The sequence below is a fragment of the Njordella calcicola genome, from assembly GCF_056494125.1.
Genome location: NZ_CM151396.1, coordinates 6533826 through 6560233, shown reverse-complemented (window position 1 = coordinate 6560233; position 26408 = coordinate 6533826). Strand labels below are relative to the sequence as shown.

The 26408-nt window shown below is 52.7% G+C and carries 18 protein-coding genes; 4 read left to right on the top strand and 14 right to left on the bottom strand.

Annotated features, from left to right (window positions below; all coding sequences use genetic code 11):
* Positions 1 to 18: 18 nt before the first annotated feature.
* The 4 genes from SH302x_RS25295 to SH302x_RS25280 all read right to left on the bottom strand — a co-directional run bounded on the left by SH302x_RS25295 (position 19) and on the right by SH302x_RS25280 (position 3862).
* A complete protein-coding gene (locus tag SH302x_RS25295) occupies positions 19 to 2001 on the bottom strand; it encodes a tetratricopeptide repeat protein (protein WP_479365756.1) in 1983 nt (660 codons plus the stop codon).
* A 202-nt stretch (positions 2002 to 2203) separates the two neighbouring features.
* Positions 2204 to 2746 carry an acyl-CoA thioesterase gene (locus SH302x_RS25290; RefSeq protein ID WP_479365754.1) on the bottom strand — a complete coding sequence of 181 codons (543 nt, stop codon included), beginning with the start codon at positions 2744 to 2746 and terminating at the stop codon, positions 2204 to 2206.
* A 6-nt stretch (positions 2747 to 2752) separates the two neighbouring features.
* Positions 2753 to 3016 (bottom strand): hypothetical protein, encoded by a 264-nt coding sequence (locus tag SH302x_RS25285; RefSeq protein ID WP_479365752.1) that lies wholly within the window; start codon positions 3014 to 3016, stop codon positions 2753 to 2755.
* 24 nt (positions 3017 to 3040) lie between these two features.
* Positions 3041 to 3862: a (5-formylfuran-3-yl)methyl phosphate synthase gene (locus SH302x_RS25280; protein ID WP_479365750.1), complete on the bottom strand. Its 822-nt coding sequence runs from the start codon at positions 3860 to 3862 to the stop codon at positions 3041 to 3043.
* 178 nt (positions 3863 to 4040) lie between these two features.
* On the opposite strand from SH302x_RS25280, the gene SH302x_RS25275 reads away from it, so the two are divergent.
* Both SH302x_RS25275 and wecB read left to right on the top strand, forming a co-directional pair.
* Positions 4041 to 5222: a ribonuclease D gene (locus SH302x_RS25275; protein WP_479365749.1), complete on the top strand. Its 1182-nt coding sequence runs from the start codon at positions 4041 to 4043 to the stop codon at positions 5220 to 5222.
* 152 nt (positions 5223 to 5374) lie between these two features.
* On the top strand, positions 5375 to 6535 hold the full coding sequence (gene wecB, locus SH302x_RS25270; protein ID WP_479365747.1) for a non-hydrolyzing UDP-N-acetylglucosamine 2-epimerase: 1161 nt from the start codon (positions 5375 to 5377) through the stop codon (positions 6533 to 6535).
* A 270-nt stretch (positions 6536 to 6805) separates the two neighbouring features.
* Here wecB and SH302x_RS25265 read toward each other — a convergent pair whose 3' ends face one another.
* Positions 6806 to 7429 (bottom strand): formaldehyde-activating enzyme, encoded by a 624-nt coding sequence (locus SH302x_RS25265; RefSeq protein ID WP_479365745.1) that lies wholly within the window; start codon positions 7427 to 7429, stop codon positions 6806 to 6808.
* 140 nt (positions 7430 to 7569) lie between these two features.
* Complete coding sequence (locus tag SH302x_RS25260; protein WP_479365743.1) at positions 7570 to 9360, bottom strand: Hint domain-containing protein; 1791 nt, start codon at positions 9358 to 9360, stop codon at positions 7570 to 7572.
* 342 nt (positions 9361 to 9702) lie between these two features.
* Here SH302x_RS25260 and SH302x_RS25255 point away from each other — a divergent pair, with 342 nt between their 5' ends.
* The gene (locus tag SH302x_RS25255; RefSeq protein WP_479365741.1) at positions 9703 to 11043 is read left to right on the top strand and encodes a Trx7/PDZ domain-containing (seleno)protein; all 1341 of its coding nucleotides are present in this window, start codon (positions 9703 to 9705) and stop codon (positions 11041 to 11043) included.
* Positions 11044 to 11094: 51 nt separating this feature from the next.
* On the opposite strand, the gene SH302x_RS25250 is transcribed toward SH302x_RS25255, so the two are convergent.
* The 8 genes from SH302x_RS25250 to SH302x_RS25215 form a co-directional block, all read right to left on the bottom strand.
* A complete protein-coding gene (locus SH302x_RS25250; protein ID WP_479365740.1) occupies positions 11095 to 13437 on the bottom strand; it encodes a hypothetical protein in 2343 nt (780 codons plus the stop codon).
* 83 nt (positions 13438 to 13520) lie between these two features.
* Positions 13521 to 16457: a hypothetical protein gene (locus SH302x_RS25245; protein ID WP_479365739.1), complete on the bottom strand. Its 2937-nt coding sequence runs from the start codon at positions 16455 to 16457 to the stop codon at positions 13521 to 13523.
* Positions 16454 to 18883: a BatA domain-containing protein gene (locus tag SH302x_RS25240; protein ID WP_479365738.1), complete on the bottom strand. Its 2430-nt coding sequence runs from the start codon at positions 18881 to 18883 to the stop codon at positions 16454 to 16456. Before SH302x_RS25240 ends, SH302x_RS25245 begins: the two co-directional genes overlap by 4 nt.
* Positions 18884 to 18896: 13 nt before the next feature.
* Positions 18897 to 19799, bottom strand: a complete 903-nt coding sequence (locus tag SH302x_RS25235; RefSeq protein WP_479365737.1) for a DUF58 domain-containing protein — start codon at positions 19797 to 19799, stop codon at positions 18897 to 18899.
* Positions 19768 to 20814, bottom strand: coding sequence for an AAA family ATPase (locus SH302x_RS25230; RefSeq protein ID WP_479365736.1), 1047 nt, complete (start codon positions 20812 to 20814; stop codon positions 19768 to 19770). Before SH302x_RS25230 ends, SH302x_RS25235 begins: the two co-directional genes overlap by 32 nt.
* Positions 20815 to 20875: 61 nt before the next feature.
* The gene (locus SH302x_RS25225; RefSeq protein ID WP_479365734.1) at positions 20876 to 22921 is read right to left on the bottom strand and encodes a HEAT repeat domain-containing protein; all 2046 of its coding nucleotides are present in this window, start codon (positions 22919 to 22921) and stop codon (positions 20876 to 20878) included.
* Between the two features lie 149 nt (positions 22922 to 23070).
* The gene (locus SH302x_RS25220) at positions 23071 to 24027 is read right to left on the bottom strand and encodes a sugar phosphate isomerase/epimerase family protein (protein ID WP_479365733.1); all 957 of its coding nucleotides are present in this window, start codon (positions 24025 to 24027) and stop codon (positions 23071 to 23073) included.
* A 131-nt stretch (positions 24028 to 24158) separates the two neighbouring features.
* Positions 24159 to 24464: an ArsR/SmtB family transcription factor gene (locus SH302x_RS25215; protein ID WP_479365732.1), complete on the bottom strand. Its 306-nt coding sequence runs from the start codon at positions 24462 to 24464 to the stop codon at positions 24159 to 24161.
* A 97-nt stretch (positions 24465 to 24561) separates the two neighbouring features.
* Here SH302x_RS25215 and SH302x_RS25210 point away from each other — a divergent pair, with 97 nt between their 5' ends.
* Positions 24562 to 26400, top strand: coding sequence for an adenylate/guanylate cyclase domain-containing protein (locus SH302x_RS25210; protein ID WP_479365731.1), 1839 nt, complete (start codon positions 24562 to 24564; stop codon positions 26398 to 26400).
* Positions 26401 to 26408 lie beyond the last annotated feature (8 nt).

Genomic DNA, 26408 nt, shown 5'->3' with positions numbered 1-26408 from the left:
CAATATCAACACATGGGGCTATCGAAACAGATTCTTGAAGGCTTCCATCTTGCTCGGTTTCGCCGCAACATTCGTGCTTGCATTGTTCGGTGGCGAAGCTGCATTTGAGTGAGCAGGTGGCTGCGTTCCGATGACGGACGCGGTCGCGTAGTTCTGCCCAACCCAACTGGGATTCGGAGCGGAACCTTGCATAACATTGGGGCTCAGTTGCGCGAACTGTTCTGGCGACAGTTCGACCACATCCGGAATGGGCTGGCCATTTGGCATGCGAGCAACATTCTGTTCCAAGGCAACCGCTTGCTGCACTGCATACTCCGCGCGGCCCTGATCGCCTCCACGACGATACACTTCGGCCAGATTCTTCCATGCCTGCGGCGACGGTGAGACATGGATAGCGGTGGTTAACGCAATCTCTGCTTCGCGCGCTCGATCGACTTTTAATAAGGAATAGCCAAGTTGATTTGCGGCGTCACCATGATTCTTTTGCACCGACAAAGCCGCTTGATAACAAGCAATGGCTTGTTCGCGGAGCATAACCGAACGTTCCACATTGGCGTCGGACTCATACTCGAACGTTTTCCCTAAGGCATAGTATAAATCCGCCGCCCAAGGGTGCCCTTGCGAAGCGATCAATAATTGCTGCTTGGCGTACGCTCGATAGTGCTGAGCAGCGACCGTTGGGGCTAAGTTCGTGGTCGAAGTGTTTCGTAGCACGGGCGTTTGATGGCCAGCAACCAACGAGTCGCCGACGGATCCCGATCGGCTGTGATGAAAGTCTTTTTCTTCGTCGAAAGCGGTCATCGCTTTGGTCAACGCCGGTTCGCTGTACCAGCTTCCATCTCGACTATCGATCGCTCGGTAGAGCGCACGCAATCCCATTAGCACTTCTTCCCGCGCGCTCTGGATCGCCCCGCGACGTAACAAGTCGTCACAGGATCGCAAATGTTTCCGCAAGTCTTCCTCAACTGCCGCCCAACCACGTGGATTCTCAATCGGCTTGGGCGGTGCAGTGCGTCGTTCTGGCGCGCTAAGCAATTGTTGGCTGACTTGCTTGGCAATCGTCTCACGACGCTCAAGTTCTGCTTGCTGGCGCTGAGTCTGAAAGTCTACGCTCGGTTGCACCGAAGCAACTGATGCAGCAGGTAAGGTAGGGGCGTTTGCTTCCGGTGCAACACTTTGTACTGGGACCATGCTGGACTGCGAAGCCAACTGGGCTGGCGTACCGTTGCTGGCGTGAATCGGCATCGTGGGCAGCGTGTAATCCTGCACGACAACTCCCGAGTTGGGGACGCTGCCCCAGGGTTGAAGCGACGCTGTGCGAAACTGGGGAGAAGCAGGCGACTGCTGGGACAGCGGGCCGTTGATCTCTAGTTCGAATGTCGACGTTGCACTGCCGGGCTGAATGGACTGCGGGCTGGGTGTCACGTTATAAGGAGCCGCTGGGTGCGATTCACGAACGCTACCGCTTGCGCTGGGCTGAGTTGGCTGTTCGATGAACCGCGGAGTGCTTGCAGCGGTGGCTGGCGAATGGAACTGTGGCTGCGCGTGAGACGCTGGACGGGATGGTTGTATCTGCGATTGCATTTGCATTTGCGATTGCGATTGCATTTGCACTTGCACTTGCGGATTGACGCTCCGCTGGGCGTTCGGCTGAGGCGCGCGGTCTTCTTGCCAAGGCGAACTTGGGATAGGATCCCGCTGCCATGTTTCTGCAGTCGCGGCGATTGGGAAGCCTAACTGCACGCTGTTGGAGTGTGACGACCAGGCAGTCTGTGGGGCTGGTGGAGAAGCTTGTGGGGCGGAGCGTGGAGTAGACTGCTCGCCAGCTACCAAGCGGACTTCAGGGAGCGCAACGGTCATTGGATTGTGGACCGTACGCCAACCGATTGCATGAGCAACGTCCTCGGATGGCTGTTGCGAATAAGCGACAACCTGTGGGGCAGCCAAACAACTGCCACAGATCAGCCATCGGAGAACTCGCCTGTTTCGAAACTTGCTCATCGAGATTCGCAGTATCCTTGATACGAAGCGTAAAGGACGAGGCGTGCTTTCAGAGCACACGATCGCCACAACTATGACAATCGGAACAAGACGACGGTTCAAAATAGAGGTTGGATGCAATTTTCAGGCATACCAATCGTCAGCAGCAGAGCAATCGGAAGAACCGTCAAAGTTTGAAACGGGATGCTTGCTTCGCTGAAATTTAACGATTGGGAGAGGCCTGCACGTTGCGTAGATCGTCAGCGTTAGGTGAGGCTTGAATCAGTACAAAAGGCTGGAACTTTGTACGTAAGGCCAGCGGAATCTCGACCGACTTGAGCGGTTGGCCGCGTACGACCTTGCAGCAGACGGTCGTAAATCGACCAGTCGCAATGACTTGATTGGCTTCTTGCTCGCGCGCTCGATGGACGCGGAACTCGTATTGCAAGCTAGAGCGGCCGAGCTTGATAATGGAAACGTCGATCTGCAAGAGATCTTCAAAATAAGCGGCTCCGCTGAAGTCAACTTCTACTTTCACCCTCGGCCACGAAAGATCTTCCAGTTCTCCGTCGCTTTGTGAGGCAACAGACTCGGTAGGCAGGTGAGCCGCCCGCGTGGCATGGCTCATGACCGACAATCCTAACGTGCGCAGCAACGCGTGTTCGGCCGATTCCATATATTGGATAAGCGAGGAGAAATGGGCAATGCCAGCAGCGTCGGTATCCGCGAACTCTACTCGACGCTGGTACGAGAATAACTGCGACAACTTCGATTATGGCTGTTGATGGTAGGTCGTTGGTTGAGGGTCCCACAATTGGCGCGACCAAGTCGGCAGGCGAAATCGCTCTTCTTTCTTCTTGCGATCCACATCCGCGTCCGTTTCCAAACGCGAGCATTCCATGCGCATGGGACCGTAGCAGTAATTGAACTGCTTGATGAATTCATCGTTGGCATCGGGAATGTAGACAGATCCGACCACGCGTGTCCCTTGGACAATGATGCCAGTGGGTCGTTCTCGTTCGCTGCCGGATGACACAGTTATTTCCTTTAACCAATGATCTCAAGACCAGATGGAAGCCAATGCCTGTAGTCTACCAGCATCGATAGCTTGGACGCGAGAGTTTCCGGCACAAACTGCAGAGCGAATTCCGATTATTTTTGCTCCTGTCCGCCAAGCTGTAGCGATATCGGCCAGCCGCAACGAGCCAGCGAGGAAGACTGCGCGACCTTGCTGCTGGGCTGCGGCGATCATCGCAGCCAATGTCGCCGGACTATAGTACGCGAAAGTCGAGCGACCGTTTTTGTGCAAAGTGTCGATCAAGATGGCGGAGATCCCGCAGACACCAGCGACTTGCAAAGCCGAATTCCAATCAGCCATCGCGTCTTGACGAGCGTCCGGGTAATGGACCAGGACAAAGCGATCTGCACATGCTGACTGGGATTGCCATCGAGCCAGACGCTGGCAGACAAACTCCGTCGCGCGAATGTCGCGAATGCCGACTTTGACCAGCGAAAAATCTTTCAAAAGCTTTGGATCCAGCGGCAGATCGGCGTGGTCTTCCAAATCGCCCAGAGCGAGACTCAACTGAGGCAGTTGACCGCTTGCCAGAGCGGCCGACGTCCGGTGCTGCAATTCGACATAGCTTGCCAGTACCAGTTCCACTTGACGGGCGGACGGACAGCCCAGCGAACCGTGTGCGGGCTCCTTCACATCGATCCATGCCACGCCCGCGTTTTGTGCCAGCTCGAATTCTTCCGCGCTCCGCACGCTGACCAGCACCGCATGTCGAGGGATGTGGGCGGGGAAAATCTCGCAGTTCTCTAGTGCCACATGATCACAACCAGCAACCGGTTTTTCAGCGGCGGAGACTTGATTTTGCATCGATTTAAGCACCAATTAACGGCAAGTGAGAGCAAAACGCGGCTTTGCATCGCAGAGCGATTGGAATAATCTAAATGATTCCGTATCATTTCGAAGTACTCTTGTTCTGAAATACGTTCCTCCCGCGGACAAGATCCCGTCAAACCCGCTTATACCTACCTTGATCCAATAACTCCGAGTGAATCCCCATTACATCGAATCGCCAGGGCAGCTTCAAGAATTCTGCGAACATCTGGAACAAACGCAGTTGATTGCCTTCGACACCGAATTTGTCGCCGAGGATTCGTACAAGCCCGAATTGTGCCTTATCCAAGTAGCGACGCGGGACGAACTGGCCATCATCGACCCCTACACCAGCGGCCCCTTGGACACATTCTGGAATCAAATCATTGATCCCGATAAAACCATTGTGGTTCACGCTGGTCGCGAAGAGTGCCTGTTTTGCATTCGAGCGACCGGGCAAGTGATCCCAGGCCTGTTCGATGTGCAACTGGCCGCCGGATTCCTCGGCTACGAGTTCCCTATTTCGTATGCAAATCTCGTCAATCGTATGTTGGGAACACTACTGGACAAAGAAGAAACTCGCAGCGATTGGCGACGGCGGCCATTGAGCGGCCAACAATTGAAGTATGCGATCCAAGATGTCCGAGACCTACCAGAAATTTATGACGCACTCTTCGATCGCTTGGATGCCGAATCGCGTTTAGATTGGCTGGACGAAGAATCGTTGACACGCCAGAAGAACTTGGTGATGTTCGAGGCCGACGAACAGTGGCATCGAATGTCAGGTATCCAGTCGCTGAGCGGCCAGTCGCTGGCCATTGCCGTGGCTCTTTGGCGATGGCGTGAGGCGGAAAGCCAACGGCGAAATCAACCCGCCCGACGCGTGCTGCGAGACGATCTGGTCGTGGAACTGGCCAAACGTAAATCTTCCGACGTCCGGCGAATGGCCAGCCTGCGGGGGATGGAGCAACGGAACCTGAAGCATCAGTTGGACGTTCTCTCGGAGGTCATCGAAGAGGCGAAGTCCCACGAACTGCCCGAATGGCCCGCCAAACAAAAGACGTATCGTGTCCAGCCCTCGCCGATGCTGATCCAGTACTTGGCGTCCGCTTTATCCTGCGTTTGTCGTCGAAAAAGCATCGCACCGTCGATCGTTGGCACTTCAGATGACCTAAAAGAATTTGTTAGCTATCGACTTACGACACATCGTAATCAGAATGGTAGCGTGCCGACCTTGTTGCAAGGTTGGCGGGCCAAGATCGTTGGACGGGTTTTAGACGATCTGCTGAGCGGGAAAGCGAGCTTACAGATCCAGAATCCCGGCAGTGACATGCCGCTGCGAATCTTGGAATCGTAGTAAACGCCATTGTCGTTTAACCGTCAGGCGTAGGCTTACGCGCGGTCTCTTTCGCGTACGCCTGCGGCTGACGGTTCAACGAATACTTCGCACTCGCTCAATACTTTACGCTAACGGTTAAACGAAGACTCACAAACCTCCTCAGCTCACTCATGCCCAAAAAGAAAGTTGCTCTGGTCGTCGGAACGCGACCGGAAGCCATCAAGATCGCTCCAGTTTATTTTGCCTTAAAGCAGTCGGCTTCAATCGAGCCGATCTTATTAGCTACCGCTCAGCATCGACAAATGCTGGACCAAACACTCGGTGTCTTTGGAATCAGGCCCGATGCAGATCTCGACCTCATGCAGCCTGGGCAAACGCTGCCGGACCTGACAGCCCGCGTGATTGTGGCCGTGTCCAATTGGCTAAAGGAGAATCCCGTCGATGCCATTCTCGCCCAAGGCGACACGACAACTGTCTTAGGTACTTCAATCGCCGCTTTCTATCAACGTATTCCAATAGGGCATGTCGAAGCCGGCCTGCGAACTGGGACGATTGAATCGCCGTTTCCGGAAGAGATGAACCGCCGCTTGACTAGCCCGCTGGCTCGTTGGCACTTCTGCCCCACCGACGTTTCGAAAGCGAACTTGCTGCGTGAAAACATTACTGCAGCTAACGTGCATGTTACAGGCAATACGGTCGTCGATGCATTGCTGTGGATGCGTGAAAAACTGGAGGAGCAATCGCAAGCAGGTATCGATGTACTAGATGGTCTGGCGATCTCGGCTAGGTTTCGAGCTGACTTTGTCGACAACCCAACGTCAAAGTGGATCTTGGTCACCGGCCATCGACGTGAATCCTTCGGCGATGGCTTTGAAAACATTTGTAAGTCGATCCGCGCATTGGTTGATCAGTACAGCGACCTAGGCGTGCTGTATCCAGTCCACTTGAATCCTAATGTTCGCGAGCCAGTACAACGGTTACTGTCAAACCACCCACGCATCGAATTGATTGAGCCTGCGTCTTACGAGCCCTTTGTATATCTGATGAATCGCTGCACATTCCTGCTAACCGATTCGGGTGGTGTTCAGGAAGAAGCTCCATCGCTGGGCAAGCCAGTGCTAGTCATGCGAGAATCGACGGAGCGACCGGAGGCCATCCAAGCTGGGACGTGCAAGCTGGTCGGCACTGACATCGACAAAATCTTGACGGAGTCTGCCGTACTGCTGACTGATCAAGCCGAATATGATCGTCGTTCACAGTTGAGCAATCCATACGGTGACGGCCAAGCGTCGGACCGCATTCGCGAGATCTTGGAGAAAGATCTGAACTAAGCCGGTCGCTGCCGTTCGTAGTCCCGGCTTTAGCCGGAATTACCGCTGCCATCACTTCCGCCCAAAGGCCGTACTACAAGCTCTTCTCCTCTGCCCAAGGTCGCTTGGCTACTCCAAAGCTTATCCTTAACTACGTACGCCTACGGCTGACGGTTAAACGAAATTAACTACGTACGCCTATGGCTGACGGTTAAACGAAAATATCTGCGTACGCCTGCGACTGACGGTTAAACGAAAATTATCGATCTATGCTTCGCAGCAAAAGCGTCCTCATAACTCACCATTGACGGCCATCTGATGAAAGAAGTGAGGGATCTTGTCTTGGTTCTCCAGCAGCCAGTCGATGTTAGGTTCGTCACTCATTGCTTTGGCAATCGCTTTGGTAGTGGCCGCGCGATGTGTGGTGAACAAGACATTAGGATCGTACTCTTCCTTCACCACGCTAGGATCTAGCCAAACAGACACAATGATTCCCAACTCATTGGCCATCGATTTCGGAATATGCCCTTCGCGAACCGCGTCCAGAACACCATGTGCGATCGCGGCTTGTACGGTGCCCATCAAGATGTTGGTGTACTTCTCGTTGTTGACGGTGACCTTGCTGACCATCACCGTCACCGGTCGGATTTGGACGTCACAATTCAATATTGCAAAGACCTTCGAATGACCTTTGACTTGATTGCCAATCATCTGAGCGATCGCATATCCCACCGGACCATCTAACTGGCCGATAACCACTTCCGGTTCGGCTGCGGACCAAGCACCTTCTGCCTCAACCAACGCTTCACCAGATTTAAGAATAATCGGGCCACGGATCGCAGGTGGTTTGGCTTTGATCGCTTTGGTTGTTTTGTCCGATTTAGTTTTGGTCGTATTTGGTTTCTTTTTAGCCAAGATGTCCCTCGTGCCAGCAGTCGTTTTAGTCACAGTCAAATCTAGTAAATCGCGTCAGCGGTCTACTAACTTTCGTGATTCGAAACGGAATGTCAAGCGGCGGAGGGATGCAATGCTCAGTCAATCTCGGTGCGCGGATTTTACTTGACAGAGGTTAATCGAAGGCCCGGAACCGTTGCTCGCACCGCAGTTCTTGGCTTCACGTCGTGCGAAAGTACCAAACTGCTGCCAACGAAATAAGTACCAAAATCCGCGACATCCAAGTTAAAGGTTTCCGCTGATTCGGCCTCGCTCACTTCGTCAACCACCGCTGGCTCTTGAGCACCGTGCAATACATCGCCCGCTTGAATTTCACTGGCCTTCTTCCATCCGTGTCCCGATACCCATAACAAGTGGCCGGTGGTGCATTGCAGTTTCTCCCCCCGCAGCGACAGAGTGCGAGTTGCTTCTGGCGGCCTGCGCGTCGCACGTAACACAGGTTTCCAGGAAAGTTCACCAGTCGCAATGTGACGGCTTAAAACCAAATCGCCAGCCAACACTTCGTCAATCGCTTTGAGCCCTTGTTTGGTCATCACCGGCGTGCCTTTGACAAAACACTCGCCAACGTTGCCATCGTCGAAGCTATCGTAAAAGGATAGCTCTCGGTTGTAGTTTTGCGACCGCTCGGGCTTGTAATCTTGATACGCGGTCTCGTTATACTGATCCCACCAAGTCCACAAGTTTTTTACGTCACCGTTGTACGACACACCAGCAACCTGCGCCACCACCATTCCGATGCGAGTGTTGCGTTCTTTGAGCAATTCATTCTGCTGCCGGATTTCGTCTTCCGATACGCGTTGCTGCAACTCTGCTGGCTCCGAGGCACTAGAATCCAACGCGAGCTCCATTTGACTCTCCAAAAAGCGCTGCCCGCGTGAGTTCCTGCCGCTGGTTTGAAACTGTGTATTGTAAGACACCAGCTCGGTTCGGTCGAATTTCTCTTGCGTCAATGATTGCGTATAACCAGTCAGCATGCCTTGGTCGTCAAACGTCGGCGTCAATGAGGATGAGATCGGAGCTGCCATCAAGGCCAACAGGTCTGGAACAAAATCATGCAGCGGACGTTGCTTCAACTTTTGCGAGGCTAATTCACGGACGTCTCGTTGGGGATGAAGGACCGCATATTTTGCAATCACCTGCGAGGCCTCTACAGTATCGATCGTCGCCAGCCAATTCACTGCGTGTGGGCCAAGCCCCAAGTGGCTAACAAACACCGCTTCGATAGCTGGCACCGCTTCGGGGGCTGTTAAGCTGACCATGCTATCCTCAGCCAACTTGCGTAACCGAGAATTGGAAGCTTGCAGTTGTCGAGCGATGGTTCGTACTTGTTTGCCATACTTCGACAGCGAATTCTTTGCAGCCACCTGAGTGTCGTTAAAGCGTTGCATCTCCGTCGGCGAAATCCACTGCTCGTTGATCCATTGATAGCCCAAAGCGAGACGAGCTTGACGATGATCGTGATCCATCAACAGGATTTGATGCAAGTGAGCACGAGCTTGCGGGATCATGCCCTCACGCATACACCACACAGCCAAGTTCCATTGCGATTGGATGGATCGAACGGAGCTAGCTCGCAAATTTTCATAGGTAGACCATTTCGATGGCTCGCTATCCGCACTTTGCTCCAATGTTTTCCACCGTCCCTTTTCATCTTGGATCATGCCCATATTCCATTTTGCGGCATGGAGGCCCGCTAGCGAATCGGCTTTGACTAGTAGGGTACGTCGTAGGTTCAAGTCTCCGTTGGCTTCGGCTTGCAAAGCTTCAGCAACCAAGCTTTCGGCTTCCGCTGCCCGTTGCCGTTTGGTCGGTTCATGAGCAAAGACGCAAGGTTGGCACCATGCGGCCAGCGATAAAGTGATTGCAGTAAATATTCGATATTTGCCAAGCATAGAAAGCTCCATGGATTACGCGAGTGTGCGATGTTGAGATTGAATCGGAGAAGCGAGCGTGCTTCAGAAGTTTGCAGATCAATGCATAACCCTGATCCCACGTAATCCATATTGGATGCGTTAAGAAGCGAACAATCAAGCGAATGGCCTCTATTTTTTGTGATTTTCCTGTGTGCCAATTAGCAGCATTATGTCAAGCGGGTTTTCACAAGCCGCAAATGTGACGCATTGGTTGGTCAGTTCAAAGCAGCCAACCATCCCCCGTGAAAACGGTGGCTGCTATGATAATGTTCTGTGATAATGGTCTGTCAATTTACTTTGTACTTGTAGCGGAGTCTGCCCATGGTGGGAATCATCTCGAAAAAGCCATTTTTACTCGGAGCGGCATTGGTTCTCTTCGCCATAACGAACTTCAGCGAGGCTCAGGATCGCGAGTCCAAAGTTCGCTCGGATCAATCCAAAATTGAGGAGGCCGGCAATTGGATCTATAACGATCTCGAATCCGCACTTCGATCTGCCAAAGTATCTGGAAAACCATTGCTGGTGGTTATGCGCTGCATCCCTTGCGAAGCTTGCGCGCAGCTTGACGAGCAAGTGGCTAAGCGTGACAAAGTATTGGGGACGTTATTGGATCAGTTTGTGTGCGTTCGAATCATCGCTACGAATGGGATGGATCTGAACCTTCTCCAATTTGACTATGACCAGTCGTGGGCGGCCATCATGATGAACGCCGACAAGACAATCTACGGGCGCTATGGAACTCGATCTCATGAAACTCGCTCAGAAGACGATATCTCCATCGAGGGATTTGCCGACTCCTTACGCCACGCTCTGAAATGGCACCAAGAGTATCAAAATGATTTAGATCTGTTTCGAGCTAAAACGGGGCCAGCTTCAATCGTTGCTCAGCCGGAATTGTTTCCAAGCCTCAGTGGCAAGTATACGGATAAACTTGATTACCAAGGTAAGGTAGTACAAAGTTGCATTCATTGTCATCAGATCAGCGACGCGGCGCGATTGACTTACCGCAACACGGGAAAGCCTATCCCCGAACAACTTCTTTACCCTTATCCAAATCCTAAAGTGCTTGGTATGGTCATGGATCCTCGAAAAGCTTCCAGCATTCGCCGCGTCTTAGACGATTCGGTCGCTGAGCAAATGGGTCTCAAACGCGGAGATCGAGTTGCGATGCTCGATGGACAACCAATTTTGTCGACAGCGGATATTCAATGGGTGCTGCATCACACGCAAAAGAATTCAATGGCCATTCGTATCGAAAGAGATGGGCAGGCGCCATTCGAAACCCAGCTTAACTTGCCGGATGGCTGGCGTCAGCAGGACGATATCGCTTGGCGTGTTACATCGTGGGAACTAAGGCGGATGGTTACCGGCGGCTTGAAGCTCGAGTCCCTAACGGAACAATCTGCACGGGAGCAAAACATTGCAGAAAACCAACTGGCTTTGCGCGTTAAGCATGTGGGGCAATATGGTGAGCACGCAGTTGCCAAAAAGGCTGGTTTTCAAGTTGATGACATTCTGGTCGAAGCGGCAGGAGCCAATCATGCCATGAGCGAAGGAGATCTACTAGCCTACTTGGCACAGCGAACTAAACCAGGCGACATGATCATTACGAAGGTCCTTCGTAACGGCAAAGAACTTGCACTCCCGCTGCAAATGCAGTAGACAATCAAGCTACGACGCATACGTAGATGCTTGCTTGATATCAGCAAGCGTCTACTTGAACAGATCCAGAGCGCGCTTTTTCTGCTCTTGCTTGGTCTTCTCGGTTATCTCTTCTTGCCTTTGAATAAATTCTCGCAACATTTCGAGCACCTCGTTAAAGTCTTGGATGTCTAGCATGTTCTTTAGGACTTCGTTCAGGTTCGCGAGCACTTGAGCATTCAATTCAAGTGAACGAGTTACCTTGGCTGGCTGAAATGAGTTATCTCTCAAGTCAATTTCGGTCGCCTGCAGTTCCTCGAGCAATTGCTTGAGTTCGGCGTCTAATACGGCTTGGATTGGCTGGCGGATCTTTTCCTCCAGTCGGACTTGGCGATCGCGACTATCGATCCGATTGTTTTGTAGTTCCGCGATAAGCGATGCAATCTGTGTTGCAATACCTAACAGTTCACCGTTACTCTTTTCAACTTGTATCTTTGCCTCCTGCGTACGGACTAATCGCATACGATCGGTACCTGCTGTGGGTTCGTCTTCGTCAACTGTCGAATCAGCGTCGCCAGTGCCCGCTGCGCCTTCCAAATTCTTGGCGATCATCGTCTCCAATTGATTCAGTTCAATGATGATTTGTTCCAACCGGTTACGCAGATCAAGCTCGCGACGATCCAGAATAATCAAAAGTTGATCGGGTGTCACAACGGTCAATGGGATAGCATTGGAGGTCGCGACATGGGGTGTTTCTTCTAAGTCAAAGAAATCATTGACCTGCGTAGACAGCACGATGATTTCACCGGGGTTCGCTTCGATCTTGGAGCGATCGCGTAAGTCGCGCAGGTCAACTTCATGGGTCATCTGCCCGCTGGCATCGTATCGAACCGTTTGCAATATCGGTTCACGATCGCCCAATACTAACCGTGATTTTACTTCTTGGACATCATGATCGTCACGGGCGGTGATTTGCATCGGTAGACTCGCAAGTGGCGTGACCGATGAGCCAATGCCGTCGAGCGTGAGTTCCGAAGTTGGTGCTTGGTCTTCCATAATTGAAAGAACATATTGGCTGATTTCAGTGGCACTATGGCCAAATGCATCCCAAGCTCGCAGTTCGAGTAAAAGGTTCTGCCTTAGTACACCGAGTGGCAATTGAAAACTTTTCCCATCGATCGCAACGTCACCTTGCAGTGGAACTTGGCCGCTGGCCGATTGGGTGATCACCCGATATTCGCAACGACTTAAGTCCACGTTAGCAGTTAGCTGCATGGTGACCTGCGTGCCTTCTGGCAATCGAAGTCCGTTGCGGTAAGGCTGGGTTCCATCCAAGTACGTCGAAGTCTCACGCCGTCGCAAATAGTCTGGGTACTGGGTGCTTAACTGAACGTCGGCAAATGTGATTGCCGGTACGGTTTGGAGCTGCAGGTCGCTGACGCGGGCATCTCCGCCACGCAGTGACAAGGTCAATGACTGCTTGACCTTTTCAAACGGTGCTCCATCCAAAGTGAACGGCAGGCGACGCGATCGTCGGTTCTCTGCCAAGCGTCTTAAATTTGCGCGACCCGACTGGCCATCTTCCGTACGATAGTTCAACGTGAAATAGCTGGGCACCACTTTCGCATCTAAGCTTGCTGAAGCGTATAGCCGAGCACTTTGGCCGATTGGAATAGTGGCCGCTTTCTCTTCAAAATTGATCTTGTAAAACTTACGTTCCGAATCACCGGTAAAGTTTGGAATGGCGATCTCGATATGGTCGGCACTGATCAATGATTGGCGAGGCCAAGCTTCATCGGAAAGTAGGAACAGTCTTTTGCCCCACAATGTCGTCCAGTCTGGCATCGCAATGAAACCGAGCAAGCTGATCGCGAGCAAGGCACCCAACGCGCCGAATTGTAAACGCAACGGATTCCATTCCAGAATGTCGTAAACATCAATCGATGTAACTGCGGATTCCGCAGTGCTTGCGACTTGAGCTTGTAATTCGGGATTAGTCTCCAAGTCCCAATTCTTTGTTAGGGCGGCCTTAGTTCGCTGCGATTGGAGGTCTCTGTTTTCAACGTAAGTTATCAGTGAGCTATTGATCTGAGGGTACCTGCGTTCGATCACTAACGCCAAGGCTCGATCGGTCCAGTAAGCCGCCAGAGGTTGGACAATAAACTTCCACAACAGGTTGCCAAGCCCAGCGGCACCCAAAACCAGGAAACCAGCTCGTATCAGCTTCGGCGAATCTTGGGCACCAAACCAAACGGGAGCGTAATCCAAGAGGCCTGTGAACCAAAAAAACAAGATTGCGAATATGCCCACCAACGTCACACCGCGCAGCGACAAGTAGCGACGAATCAACTGTCGTAGTTGCGACAGCGATTCATCAACCTTGGGCTGGGACGCTGGAGGAATAATTGGACTCATGGATACGGTTGGTAAACTTGGATAATGGTGAAAGTATATTGACGAAACAGGTTCGCGATTGGGGGAGGTTGTAAGCTGTACTCTTATGCCAGTCGGCTCAGTCGGCGCAGCAACCACTCTAACGACAAAACGCTCGCTATGCTAATCATCAGGACTAACATCCAGCGCTCTTGGAAAACTCGGTCGGGGGCTCCTGGCAGAAAGGTGACTTGATCGCGAGTTAAAATGCAACTCACAAGGGATTTGTCAATTTGGTCGGTGGCTTCGATGACGCTACCAGTTGTCGACAAATTTTCTGGCTCACGCCGTTCTGGCTCGATTGGGAAAACATTGCCTGCTATCGCATTGGCGACGCCAGCGTAGTAATACCCACCAGTACGTTGGCTCAACATGGATAACGCTTGGTCGTTACGTTTAGGACGTTCGATCTCCAAAGTTGGAACACGCGAATTCACCTGCCTGGATAGTGCCGCATCAGGAACAGTGCGCGAGTCCAGTTTGATTTGATACTTGCCTGGCTGCCGCAGCAAGAACTGTCCCACATAAACGCCCGCTTGTCCGGTGCCAGGCAACTGATCTAAAGTCAACGAGGTCAATCGCCCGCTTGGGTCCACTAGATTCGCCGAGACGCTTGGTAAAGTCATGGGGCGAAATTGCGCATCCTTCAAAACAGCTCGGACGGAAATCTGTTCGCCCAGAATTGCTTCCTCTTTGTCAACCAGCAGCATGCCGTAATCGGAGTCTCGCAGCAGCCTGCCTTGGGCCGACCATCGCACTAATTTTGTCCAGTACGTATTAAAGTAATTCTCGTTGACTTCGCGGATTCGCCACATCTCGCCGCTGCCTTGAAAGACAACACGCCCCCCCCCGTAGAACTGCGACGCAAGGTAAATAGGCAATTTGCCTTCTACAGTCGTCGTTGGGTCCGAGAACAGGATTAAAGGCGTCGCTCCCGGTTTCGGATCATACGTCGCATAAAAGCTGAAGACGCCAGCAAAGTCAGTCCACGCACTTACAGAAGATGTGGGAGAATTTGCAATATCCAGGAAGTCAACTCCCGATGATTCGCTAGTTAACTTCAACGGCCAAACAGTCTCAGATTCAAAGCGGCCCATCGATACCAAGCGTGACCCTCGGGCGTTGAGAATGACAGGCGACATATCTCGCATCATCGCCGCACGCGGATCGGTATTGCCAGCGGATCCCGCCCATTCTGGCGTAGCGACCGGTCCTGCGACAATCACCAACCCCCCTGCACCGCTTGCGACCCATTGCTCAAGAGCTTCAACGGATGATTTCTCCAGGTCCATGAAGTTGGCGTCAAAGCTCAGCACACAGTCATATTTGGCCATCTCTTGCGCCGTGCTGGGAAACTCCGTTAACAACTCGTCCGCTTCCTGTGAAATCCCGGGACCGCCCGTTTGCAAATAGACATGCGATCGAATGGTTTCATCGCGAAAGAGCAAGTTGCGCACAAACTGGTATTCTCGCGTGGGGCCGCCAGCAAACACTAGCACAGTGGCTTTCGGTTCAATGACTTCGATATCGGAGGCTGCCGCATCGTCGTCTTTGTTGGTGTCCTGTGCAGGCGAGAGCAGTCGTACGTCGTACGTGTATGCTCCGATGGCTGGCGGAGTTACATCGAAAGTGACTGCTGTCATCTGTCCATCGTCGGGCAGTTGGATAAGTTGTTCTTGCTCGATCGTAAAGTTTGACGAGCTGTTGGCCTCTTGTTGGCCACCGCGTCGACGAAGTTGAACGGAAAGTGACTTTCCATCCATGCCCGATGCTTGAACCGTAGCCGCAATACGAAACGGATCGCCCGGAAAGACTCGCTTGGGGGCGTTCAAGTCTACGATTCTCGCGTTGATCGGATCAAGTGCGGAACCTAGGCCGATAGCAAAGATCGGTACTCCCGCCGCAGACGCTTGGCCACTGGCGGATTCGATCGACAACCCAGCATTATTCTGGCCATCGCTCAAGACAATGATTCCCGCCAGCGGCGAATTTTGTTCGCGGACCAAGATCGCGGAAATCGCGTCGCCAATTCTCGTGTCCGTGATCTGCGCGGTTAGTTTGGTTTGCCAATCTACATTCGCAATTTCCGATTCGTTCGTCGCAGGACCCTCCGCCGCTTGGCTGGTGTTGCTCGCTTGTTTTGCTGGTGGTTGCTCCCAGTTCCACAAGTCCGCTAGCCGATAATCCGGAGAGCGTACGGCTGCCGTCGCCACAAAAACCAAACCAATCATCGCCGCCACCACGCCGGCTAAAGCCAGATAGGCTAATGCATCTGGATTATGCTCTGAGAATAAAGCGGATTGACGAGAGCTGTCGGGGCGACGGCCGCGGACTATCGGTTGTCGCAGGCGTCGTAGGATCGATCCGGCAATCGAGATCAGTCCGAAAACCAAGAGCCCAGTGCCGATCCACACGATCCAAGCGATTCGACGCCATGTCCAGTCGACGCTGGTATTGCCAGGCAAGCCACTGCCTGTATCGATTGGGCCTTGCTTGGGAAAAGTTCCCAGCGGCGCAAGTCGTTGTTCTTGTCCCAACTGGTAGACCGTCACATCATGCTGGTCTGATAGTCTGGCAAGTAGATCGGAGTTTGCGAAGTTGCGTTGGACTTGCTGCAACCGAGTCTCTTGAGGGAAGTTTGGGTCCAGCGCAGTCAGCGGTGAATTGACTTCACTGGCCTCGTTGGCGGCATCACCTGCTGGCAAAGTCATACTCAGCGAACTGTCGACCAAAACAGCGACACGCGACGCTTTGACCACAGGTTGTTCCGAACGCTTTTGCAAGTCTAGGAAAAACATTAGCAGTCCGGTGAACGCCAAAATGCGCAGCAACAACAATGACCAGCCTAATGGTCTGGGCAATTCAACCCAATCGCGGCGATACATCCAGTAAACATAAGCGACTAGGCTACCGATAATAGAGATCAGAAGTGCGTAGTGCCACCAATGTTCTAAAGCATTTAAGCGTGAGAGTTCGTAGTACACGCGAGTTTGTGGGGTCATGCAGCAACTCCTGTTGTCGGAGTGCTGGTTGGACTGCTTCGCTGCGGCATATGATAGCTTGCCCAATATGCAAAGGCTTGCTCAAGGATTAGCAGAAGAATCAACAAACCCAAGAGCCAGTTTTGTTGCGTTGCGCCCGAGGTGAACGGATTCGCTTCCAAAGCATTGTTGAGCGTTTGGTAGCGGAAATCCAGAGGCTGTAGACGCTCCTCAAGATCTGCTCGAGAGGTATGTTGCAGTTCGCCTTCGCGGGCAGGTGGATTTGCGGCAAAGTTCACGACCTCTCGACCTTTTGCGATGGACGTCAGCCACAGTTCTCGCAAGCCAGCTTTCAAGTTACGTCCTTGTTGGGCGTCTTGCTCGATGGCCTTGGGGTCCCATCGAACGAGCATCGATCTTTCGTCGATTGCGGTGCCTTTCAGTTGGATACTTTGCCGTGTGTTATTGCCTCGCCCAGGCACGACCAACTCCACTTCTGGTAAATAGTCACGTGGTGAGAAAGTGTGTGTCACCATCGACGTAACTGCTTGGCTGGTCGGTTCACGACGGAAGGATGCAAGGTAGCCAGAAAGTTTCAGCATAACGACCACCACGCTTGGGTCTTGCGCCCAAGTGTTCCACGCAGGATCGATCGTAGTAGTAAAGACAACAACATGTCCTTGCCCGACTGCATGGTCAATAATAAGCGGTTGGTTCTTACCTAGGCTGGCAATGATCCTTCCACCAGCCATCGTATTGGTTGAGCTTGAGCCCGTCGCAGTGCCTGTGGGCGGGGCCGAAAGCTCGACAATTTTGAAGAATCTTACGAATTGAAACGGCGAAGCAGATAGGTTCAGCAAAGGCTCAAAGATCGGATGCTTTTCCACAGTCAAAGTTTGGAAGCCATCGTCATCGATTTCAGCTTGCGTAAACTCACGAATCGAACCGAACGTCGTTGGAATTAAGCCCGTGGGCGATTGCTCGCCATTGCGACCGTTTTCGCGTCGGACTAATTGTTGCGACAAACGGACGGCATCGGCGGCGGACCAATTGCGACCGGGGAAAACGCCAAGGCCTCCACCGGCTTCCACATAGGCTTGCAGGGAGCGGACAGCTCGATCGTCAAGATTGTTCACATCCGCCAATAAAATGACCGCAAACTCTTGGAGAGTCGCTAATTGATTGTCGCGCAAGAAGGACGACGCTTGCGTATCGACTTGCCAGCCAGTGCGTGTGATGTCGCCGGGAGCTAATGCGGATCGCAGATAGGTCGCCGCGCGACGATCGGCGGAATCATCCACGATCAGTAGCTTTTGGTTGTTGACAATGTTCAGCACACAAGACGTCCGATTATCAGCAGCCAGAGCATCATCGCCAATTGCTGCCGTGACCACGTGCGAACCGCTTTCGGGAAAGACCACTTGAATCGAACGCGTTGTTGATTCGCCAGGCCCCAGTCGGTCTATTAGAAGGACAGGTAGTTCCGAACTGCGACCTGAACTTACTTGATCAAAGGCGATATTGAGTTGCTGGCTTTGGAAATCATAGGCTGTTACGCGGACATTCAAATTGCGAACTTCGTTTACGCCATGATTCTTGACCACCAAGCGCAAGAGCACCGGGACGCCAGCGGCGAGCACTTCTTCGTCGGGACTCAATGAGACCAAGGAGATATTCTCGGCACTGGTATCCGCGCAATCGAGCAGTTCGATGCGTGCCCCTTGCTTTTCGATATTGGTTAAAGCGGCTTTGATAGCGCCGGGTTGATTCCAGTCCTTTTCACGAAAGTCGCTGACATAATAGACCACCGCATTTTCGTTTGCCGGTGCGCTGCTGAGCAACGCGTTTGTGAGTTGCAAAGCTGCTTGCCCATCTACATCGACGTCTACAACGCCTTGATTTGCGATTCCACCTAGCAGTTCGTCAGATTTCCCCACCAGTGTACGAGCCATGATGTCCGACACTGCGTCAAGGTTCGCGGGTGCATCTTTGTCGGAGTCTTGTTCAAGCACGCCGGCTCGACTGAAGCGAACTAAGGTTAACTGATGACTGCCGCCATCCTGCGTGGCTCGGTCCAGCAAGTTGCCGATGCCTCGCAATCCTTTTTCGTAGATCAAACCATCGCGAGTCGTTTGCCCCATCGACATGCTGTCGTCGATCAGAACATAGTGATGCGTAATCGTTCGTCCAAGTAGCGACAGAAGTTTCGCACCGCTGACCCACTGCGCCAGCATGGCCACGAGCACACCCAAGACGGCCATTCTGGTCAGCAGCAACAAGGCTTGTTTCAGCCACACCCAACGTCGATTGCGACGATAGCTTTCCAACAGGAACTGCATCGCAGCCCACTGCAAGCGTTGATAACGCAAAAGGTTGATTAAATGAATCAGCACGGGGACTGCTAGCAGCAGGAATCCCCAAGCCAGACTCTGAAAAACAAATTGCATACGCGAATCTTCTTTATCGTTTTCGTAAATGTGCCATGCGTGCAGCCAGGAATGCCGTCAAGGTGGCATCGACTGGATGGGACGTGCGGACCAAATGGTAGTCCGCTTCATATGCCGCGCACGTGCGGCGAGTATTTTCTAGGAATGTCTGTAGGGACGCCATGTATCCCTCCCGCAGAGCGCGTGGGTTGCACGCCAATGCGCCGGTGGCTTCAAGCCCTTCAAATCGCGTTGGGTCGCTGAAGGGAAAGTCTAGCTCGTCGTCGTCCATCACGTGGAATACCAAACAATCGTGGCCAGCCTTGCGAAGCGAAGCCAAGCCGCGCAGGGCCTCTTTGTCAGAGCCCAGAAAATCGGTGAGCAGAACAATCAAGCCACGTTTAGGAAAGCTTTGTTGGATGTCACGAAATACGGATTTAAGGTTGGTTCGCTCTGACATATGCGTCGTGGTCAGCGATTCGTAGATCGACTGAGCTTGCTTGCGGCCGCTGCGCCACGGCAATCGCAATCGGACACGGTCGTCGAAGACCGACAATCCAACCGCGTCCTGTTGCCGCAAGCATAGGTAGGCCAGACAAGCAGCGATGGTGGCCGCATAATCGAACTTATTCAAAGAACCTCGACCGTACTCCATGCTCGTTGACGCATCCAGCACGATGGAGCAACGGAGGTTGGTGTCCTCTTCATACTGTTTGATATACAAGCGGTCTTGGCGTCCCCAAACTTTCCAGTCAATATGTCGAAGATCATCACCGGGCACATACTCCCGATGCTGTACGAACTCTATAGATTGGCCGAAGTAAGGGCTGCGATGCATGCCGGAGAGGAAGCCGTTGACAATTCGCTGGGCTCGCATCTCCATCGATCCAATCGCAGCGATTGCTTCAGGAAGCAAATATCTTTTGGAAGCGGGCATCGCGGAGCAATTCGTCTTGTTCGGTGGGGGTGTCAGCCAATAATTGATCGATCACGCTGTCGCTAGTGACCCCTTCGCTCTCAGCGGCGAAGGTAACCACAATACGATGACGCAGAACGGGCTTGGCAAGAAACTTGATATCTTCGGCCGCGACATGGGCGCGACCTTGCATCGCGGCTCGAGTTTTAGCACCAAGGATCAAGAACTGGACAGCACGAGGGCCTGCTCCCCAGCCAATCTGCTCGCGAACGTAATCGGGGATACCTTCCTGATCGATTCGAGTTTGACGAACTAGCGCCAATGCGTATCGAATAGCGTTCTCGCTGACCTCGATGCTGCGAACAAAGTTTTGAAGGTTAAGAATCTCTTCGCCTGTCAGTACCGGTTCGATCACACCGGTGCTTGTACCCGTCGTGCGTCGAGCCACTTCAAATTCTTCCGCAAACGATGGGTAGCGTACCAAGACTTTCATCATGAAACGATCTTGTTGCGCTTCGGGCAGCGGATAAGTGCCCTCTTGTTCAATCGGGTTTTGGGTGGCCAACACGAAAAACGGGTCAGTCAGTTCATGCCGTTTGCGACCCACGGTGACGGTACGTTCTTGCATGGCTTCCAGCAGAGCGGCTTGCGTCTTGGGGGGGGTACGATTGATTTCGTCAGCGAGCACGACATTGGCAAACAGCGGCCCTTCGAGAAAGCGGCGTTCGCGTTGGCCTGACGATCGATTCTCTTCGATAATCTCTGTTCCCGTAATGTCCGCGGGCATCAAATCGGGCGTGAATTGAATGCGGCTGAAGGACAGGTCCATCGTTTTGGCCAACGAACTGATCATCAGCGTTTTGGCCAAACCAGGAACGCCCTCAAGCAAACAGTGTCCTCGCGAAAAAATTGCAATCAGAAGTTGGTCGACCACTTCCAACTGGCCTACGATGACTTTGCTGAGCTGATCTCGAATGCGACTGCTAGCGTTCTGTATGCTTTCCAGTTGGACGGTGCCATCGGAAGGTTTGATCATGGAGCGTAGTTTCTAGTTCAGAGACGTTAAAGTAGAGGGCGATCGTTAGTTACAGGATGATCTAATTCGAGCTTTGCGCCGAGGCTTCTCGGTAATAATCTAGCAAAGTTATCAGCAATTGCCGCTGGTTAGGACTAAAGCTGATCGCTCGTTCCTGCCAAAAAATTGCTTTTTTGATGTCACCGGCAACAAAGTAGCACCTTGCCAAAGTGTCCGCATACTCCGGCTTCTGCGGTTCCAACTTGTTGGAAAGAATGCTGGTCTTGAGCGCAAATTCGATATCGCGATCGACGTTGCACAGTAGCCAAGCGTACGTATTGAGTGAATTGGCAAAAAAGTATTTCGACCTGGCAAATACATCGGCGCCTGCGGAACGCAGATCCGCTTCGTAGGCTCGAGCTTCATTGGTCAAGGTCGAGAGCGAATCTTCAATGAGGGCTTGGACTTCCTCTCGGTAAGCTTGGTCGCCGTCCAAGCGGTGCATTTCAATGATGACATCGACATTGTCGGAACTCAGGGCGATCGCTTCACGGAAGCTGTCTTTGGCCAACTCAAACTGCTGCTGCTCAACCTCCGTCATCCCCTTGATATAGAGATAGTTGGAACGGAAGTGCTCCATATCGACAGTGAATCGTCCGTTATCGATTTCCTGACGAAAATTCGCGTCATTGTCGTATAGGTCCATGTACTCTCGAAGGACCTCGTAGGCTCGCTGGAAATCGCGGCCTTCCTGCAGCATCTTAGCATAATTTAGGGTCAGCAGGAACTTGTACAACATGTTCGACTCTTTGGAGATCCCGAGCTGATATTCTTTGTCTGCCCACTCGAACAAAGAGCGATTCATCAACATCTGCAGTGTGCTTCGACGATCAGCCCCGGACGCATTTTCTGTGGTGGACAGTATCTGCTCGGCTTCGGCTAGTTTGCCTTGCCAGCGATACGCTTCCGCAATGTGATATTTCCAGTAACTGGATTCACGAAAGGCGCGTTGGATATCGTAAACTTGGCCCTGGACCTGCTTTGCGTTCGCTTCGCTCGGAGGCTCTGTCGTCAGTAACTCCAGAGCGAACTGCGGCATGCCATAATCCATCGCCCACGTGGCGCGATCCAAGACACTCGAAAGATCGCTAATGACGTTTGGTAGCAGCAACATTTGCTGAGCCAAAACGACCGCATCTTGCTTGCGGGTGTTGCGCAATAAAAATTCGCTGCCAGTCCTACATAGTTGATCCACTACATAGATCGACGTATCGCGGGAGGGTGTCTTTAGCAACGCCAGCTCCCTAGCCACTTGTTGTAGCCACCAATCCAATTCGTTCGATTCACCGGAGATAGCCACTGAGTACGATTGAAACTTCATCAATCCATAAGGTGGCATCTGATAGTCAGAATTAGGCAGTGGTTTTAGGAGCAGCAAGTCCTCGGTGAACTGCGATATGTCATAGCGGAAGTCCTGAGGGCGGCTTTGCACCGAACGCTTGTAAGCATTGGCATAATGAAGCAACCAATCGCAGGCAGGATTGCCTCCCGTTTCGACGACTTCAAAAATCGTGGACCAGCGAGTCAAAAGCTGTTCAGGGCTAATGTAGGCGTCACTCATCTTCATCAATGCCAGCGCGGCACGTTTGGCCAGATCGCCGTTGGACTCATATCTAGCGATTCTTGCCAAGGCCGCCACGCCCTCGTCGGCTTCCAGCATCGATAGCCGTTGCAAGGTACTTTCCCGCTCCATAGGGGAATCCGTGCCATAGGAACGCAGTAGTTTCCGCACTCGAGGTGAATCACCTTCGAAAAACCAAACCACATCGTTGCTGTGCAGAAGATACTCGGCAAAGCGAGTGACCTGCTGGTTAGGATGATTGCGGGCCGCTCGCAATTGGTCCAGAGCACGGACACCTAATTGACGCAGCGAGTTTTCTGCTTCGACTCGCGTCGCGTAATTCGAGGAGCCCAATTGCTCAATCAGCTTGGCGATTTCTTCGCGATCGGACTGCTCGACTTGGGTTTCAGCGGCCAAGCTGCCATGGGATCCGCAGATCGCTCCGCCAACAAAACACAACACGATGGCTATGCGGTTGAGCCAATCTGGCATTAGCGTCCAATTCATAAGTTCCTACTTTATTGCGCGATCGATCCGCCAGTCAATGCACCCAGCGTACTCGATGCACTTTCAATATACCCAAATTGTACGCGATGGACGAATCACTACGCAACGAACTATCCGCAGAATCTCGGCCGCGAGGGCAGAACGGGTTCTTAACTGGCTACCGCCTTGGAAAGTTGTTCCAGCCAACGCGGAACGGCCTCAAGGGGTTCTTCATTGGCCTCGTATTCCAATGCGATCCAGCCACTGTAAGCTTGGTTTTTAAGGATTTCGACAATTCGCGTGAAATCTGCGTCTTCCCGCTGGCCGCTGCGATACATGTCGACCTTGATTTGAGCGTTTACGGCGTATGGCGCAATCTTTTCCAGTTCCGCGTATGGGTCGTCCATCAATCGGAAATTGCCTGAATCAAAGTTGATGCCAAACGCGTCAGACTGCACCTTCTGCACGATTGCCAGCAAATCATCCGCATAGTCGGTGATCCCGCCATGATTCTCCAAGCCCAAAATAACACCCTTTTGAGCGGCATACTGGCAAGCGGCATTGCATGCACGAACACAACGTTGGTAGGTCTGCTCTTTGGTCCAATCCTTAGGCTGCTTGCCCGCAAAGATGCGGATGACCGGAGCTCCCAGCACGGCGTAATGGTCAATCCATTTCTTCGTGTGCTCGATGTCGCGTCGTACGGCCTCATCATCGGGGCTACAAAAATCGTTGCGAATCGCACCGCCGGAGATCGAGACACCTCGTAGATGGCAATGCCGTTTAAGCTTCAACAGGTACTCTTCGTCGACATCATCTGGGAAATAGTAGCTCGTAAGCTCAGCACCACTCACGCCATGTTGATGGCACCAGTCGACAAAGCCAAACAAGTCCATTCCATTGGAAGATTTGTCGGTCAAGTACTTGCGAAATGAATAAGCCGCCAGACTCACGCGCATACGGCTGGGTTGCGGCCTTACCAATGGTTCCATCGCATGCAATGGATTCAAGGTGGTACGACAGGCCGTGGCGATCGAAGCGACGGCCAGTGCCGCTTGACTGCCCGTTATCAACGCGTGACGTCGGCTAATACTTGTTGAGTTCGTCTTACTGTTTTTAAAAATCATGTTGGTAGGTTTAGACAAAGGTGGGAAGCGGTAAGCAATGCAGGGGAAACAAATTTCGTTTTTCGGCCCGTTCGCTGGTCGCGGTTTGCGCCGCGAAAAGTGATTAGCGATAGGATCGCCAAGCGACTATTCTAACCAAAACGGCTCTCTAGACATGCGAGGATCGGAGATAAATGCGAATCAGCTATCTGGTAGTAAATATGCTTTCCCTCGCGACGGCTAGTCAATAAACCGCACCGTTCCATCAATCGCAGATGATTGGACGCGACCGGGCTGGCGATTTCGCAGGCGGCAGCTAGCTCGCCGACCGCATGCTGACCAATGTTGATCATTTGCAACATACGCAGCCGATGCGGATGCCCAATGGTTCGTAGGCATTCGGCCGCTTCTTGCCATTGTTCCAACGTCATTGACTTGGCGGATCTTTTGCTCTTCATACAATCATACCTAGTGGGAAGGTAAGTAGCCGAACTGTGAACAACAGCGTTCGCCAGCTCTCATGTTTGAATATCTATACATCAAAAGGCTTCGTCAATGCCCGATCTGATCGCTCAAGGACCTGAACCGACCGATCGTTGGCGAAAAAGCTTGCCAGCTCAAGTCCCAACCGATCCCCCAGTGGCACTGGGACGTACGGCGGAACCTTTCGATGTTCCGTGGGACAGCCGCATTTCTCGGATGCATGCGATGCTGATTTGGGATGGCCGCCTGCTGCACGTCTCCAGGCATATCGATTCACGCAACCCGATATTCTTTCGCGGTCGGCAGGATGATCAGTTTCATTTGCAGATCGGCGAACACTTTGTCATCGGTGGAACGACGTTTACATTAGCGAACCAGTTGATTGCTGTTTCGGCCGAGACCAATCGCAACCGCCCGCTGGTGGAACAAAGTTTTACGGCCAAAGAGTTGGAGGGCATTCACTATCGCGATGCGCAGCGTCGTGTCGACGCTCTGGCTCGATTGCCTAGCGTGATCAGCAGTAGCAACAACGACGAAGAGCTTGTCGTTCGCGTTGTCAATGTTTTGATGAATGGCATTCGTCATGCTACATTTGTCGCAATCGTACGAGCTCAGGAGAATCAACCGTTGTTGAAAGACGACGATGTAGAAATCTTGCACTGGGATAGTCGCGATTTGCACCGCAGTGGATTTTCGCCTAGTCGAACATTGATCCACCGAGCGATTTCAACCGGCCAAAGTGTGTTGCATACCTGGAATAGCTTTGAATCAAATGACGAAACCGGCACCTCACGCAGCGTTGCCCATACGGCGATGGCGAATGTAGATTGGTCGTTCTGTGTCCCAATTCTTGGAGAAAGCAGCGAGGGGTGGGGGATTTATGTTGCTGGCTCGCAAGAGCAGTTATCCGACAGCAACGACCTCTTGGGCTCGGGACCGGTGAATCCGTCGCTGCTCGTGCAAGAGGAACTGAAATTTACCGAGTTAACGGCAACCACCATTAGCGCGGTTCGACAAGCTCGCTATCTGCAGCAGCGCCAAGACATGCTGCGGCCGTTCTTTGCGCCTGTCGTTCGCAAAGCCATCATGCGTCGTGGCGATGATCGCGATCTGCAACCTCGCGAAGCCGATGTGTCGGTCTTGTTCTGCGACTTGCGAGGTTTCTCACAACGCAGCGAGGAGTTGGAGGATAACTTGCTGGAATTATTGCAGCGTGTCAGCGATGCGTTGGGCGTTACGACTCGTCAAATTATGCAGCGTGACGGCGTGGTCGGCGACTTTCACGGCGATGCCGCGATGGGTTTTTGGGGCTGGCCTATCGAAACAAACGACTACATTCTGCAAGCGGTCCAGGCGGCGCTGGCAATTCACCGCGAGTTCGAGGATTCCTCAGGTCGAGTTGGTCATGCATTGGCAGGCTTTCACGCGGGCTTAGGCATTGCTAGTGGTCGCGCTGTGGCCGGACAAATTGGAACCGTCGATCAAGTTAAGATCACGGTCTTCGGTCCCGTCGTTAACTTGGCCGCCAGATTGGAAGGCATGACCAAGCAGCTTTACGCACCAATCCTGGTGGATGAAGCGACGGCTGACTTTGTTCGCTCGCGTCGCGACCCGTCGGGCGCTCGCGTTCGGCGGGTTGCCAAGGTGCTGCCCAGCGGAATGATGAAGCCGGTCATTGTTAGCGAACTGCTGCCAGCGGCTGGGAGTCATCCGCTGCGCGATAGCGACCTGGCGGCTTACGAAACAGCACTCGATGCGTTTCTATCAGGGAATTGGTCGCAGTCGTTCGACCTTTTGCATCAAGTACCTGCGATCGATCGAGTGAAAGATTTTTTAACGGTCTATATTGCTCAGAACAATCGACAGCCGCCTTTGGGATGGGACGGCGTCATTCGATTGCAGTCGAAATGACCTAAGAC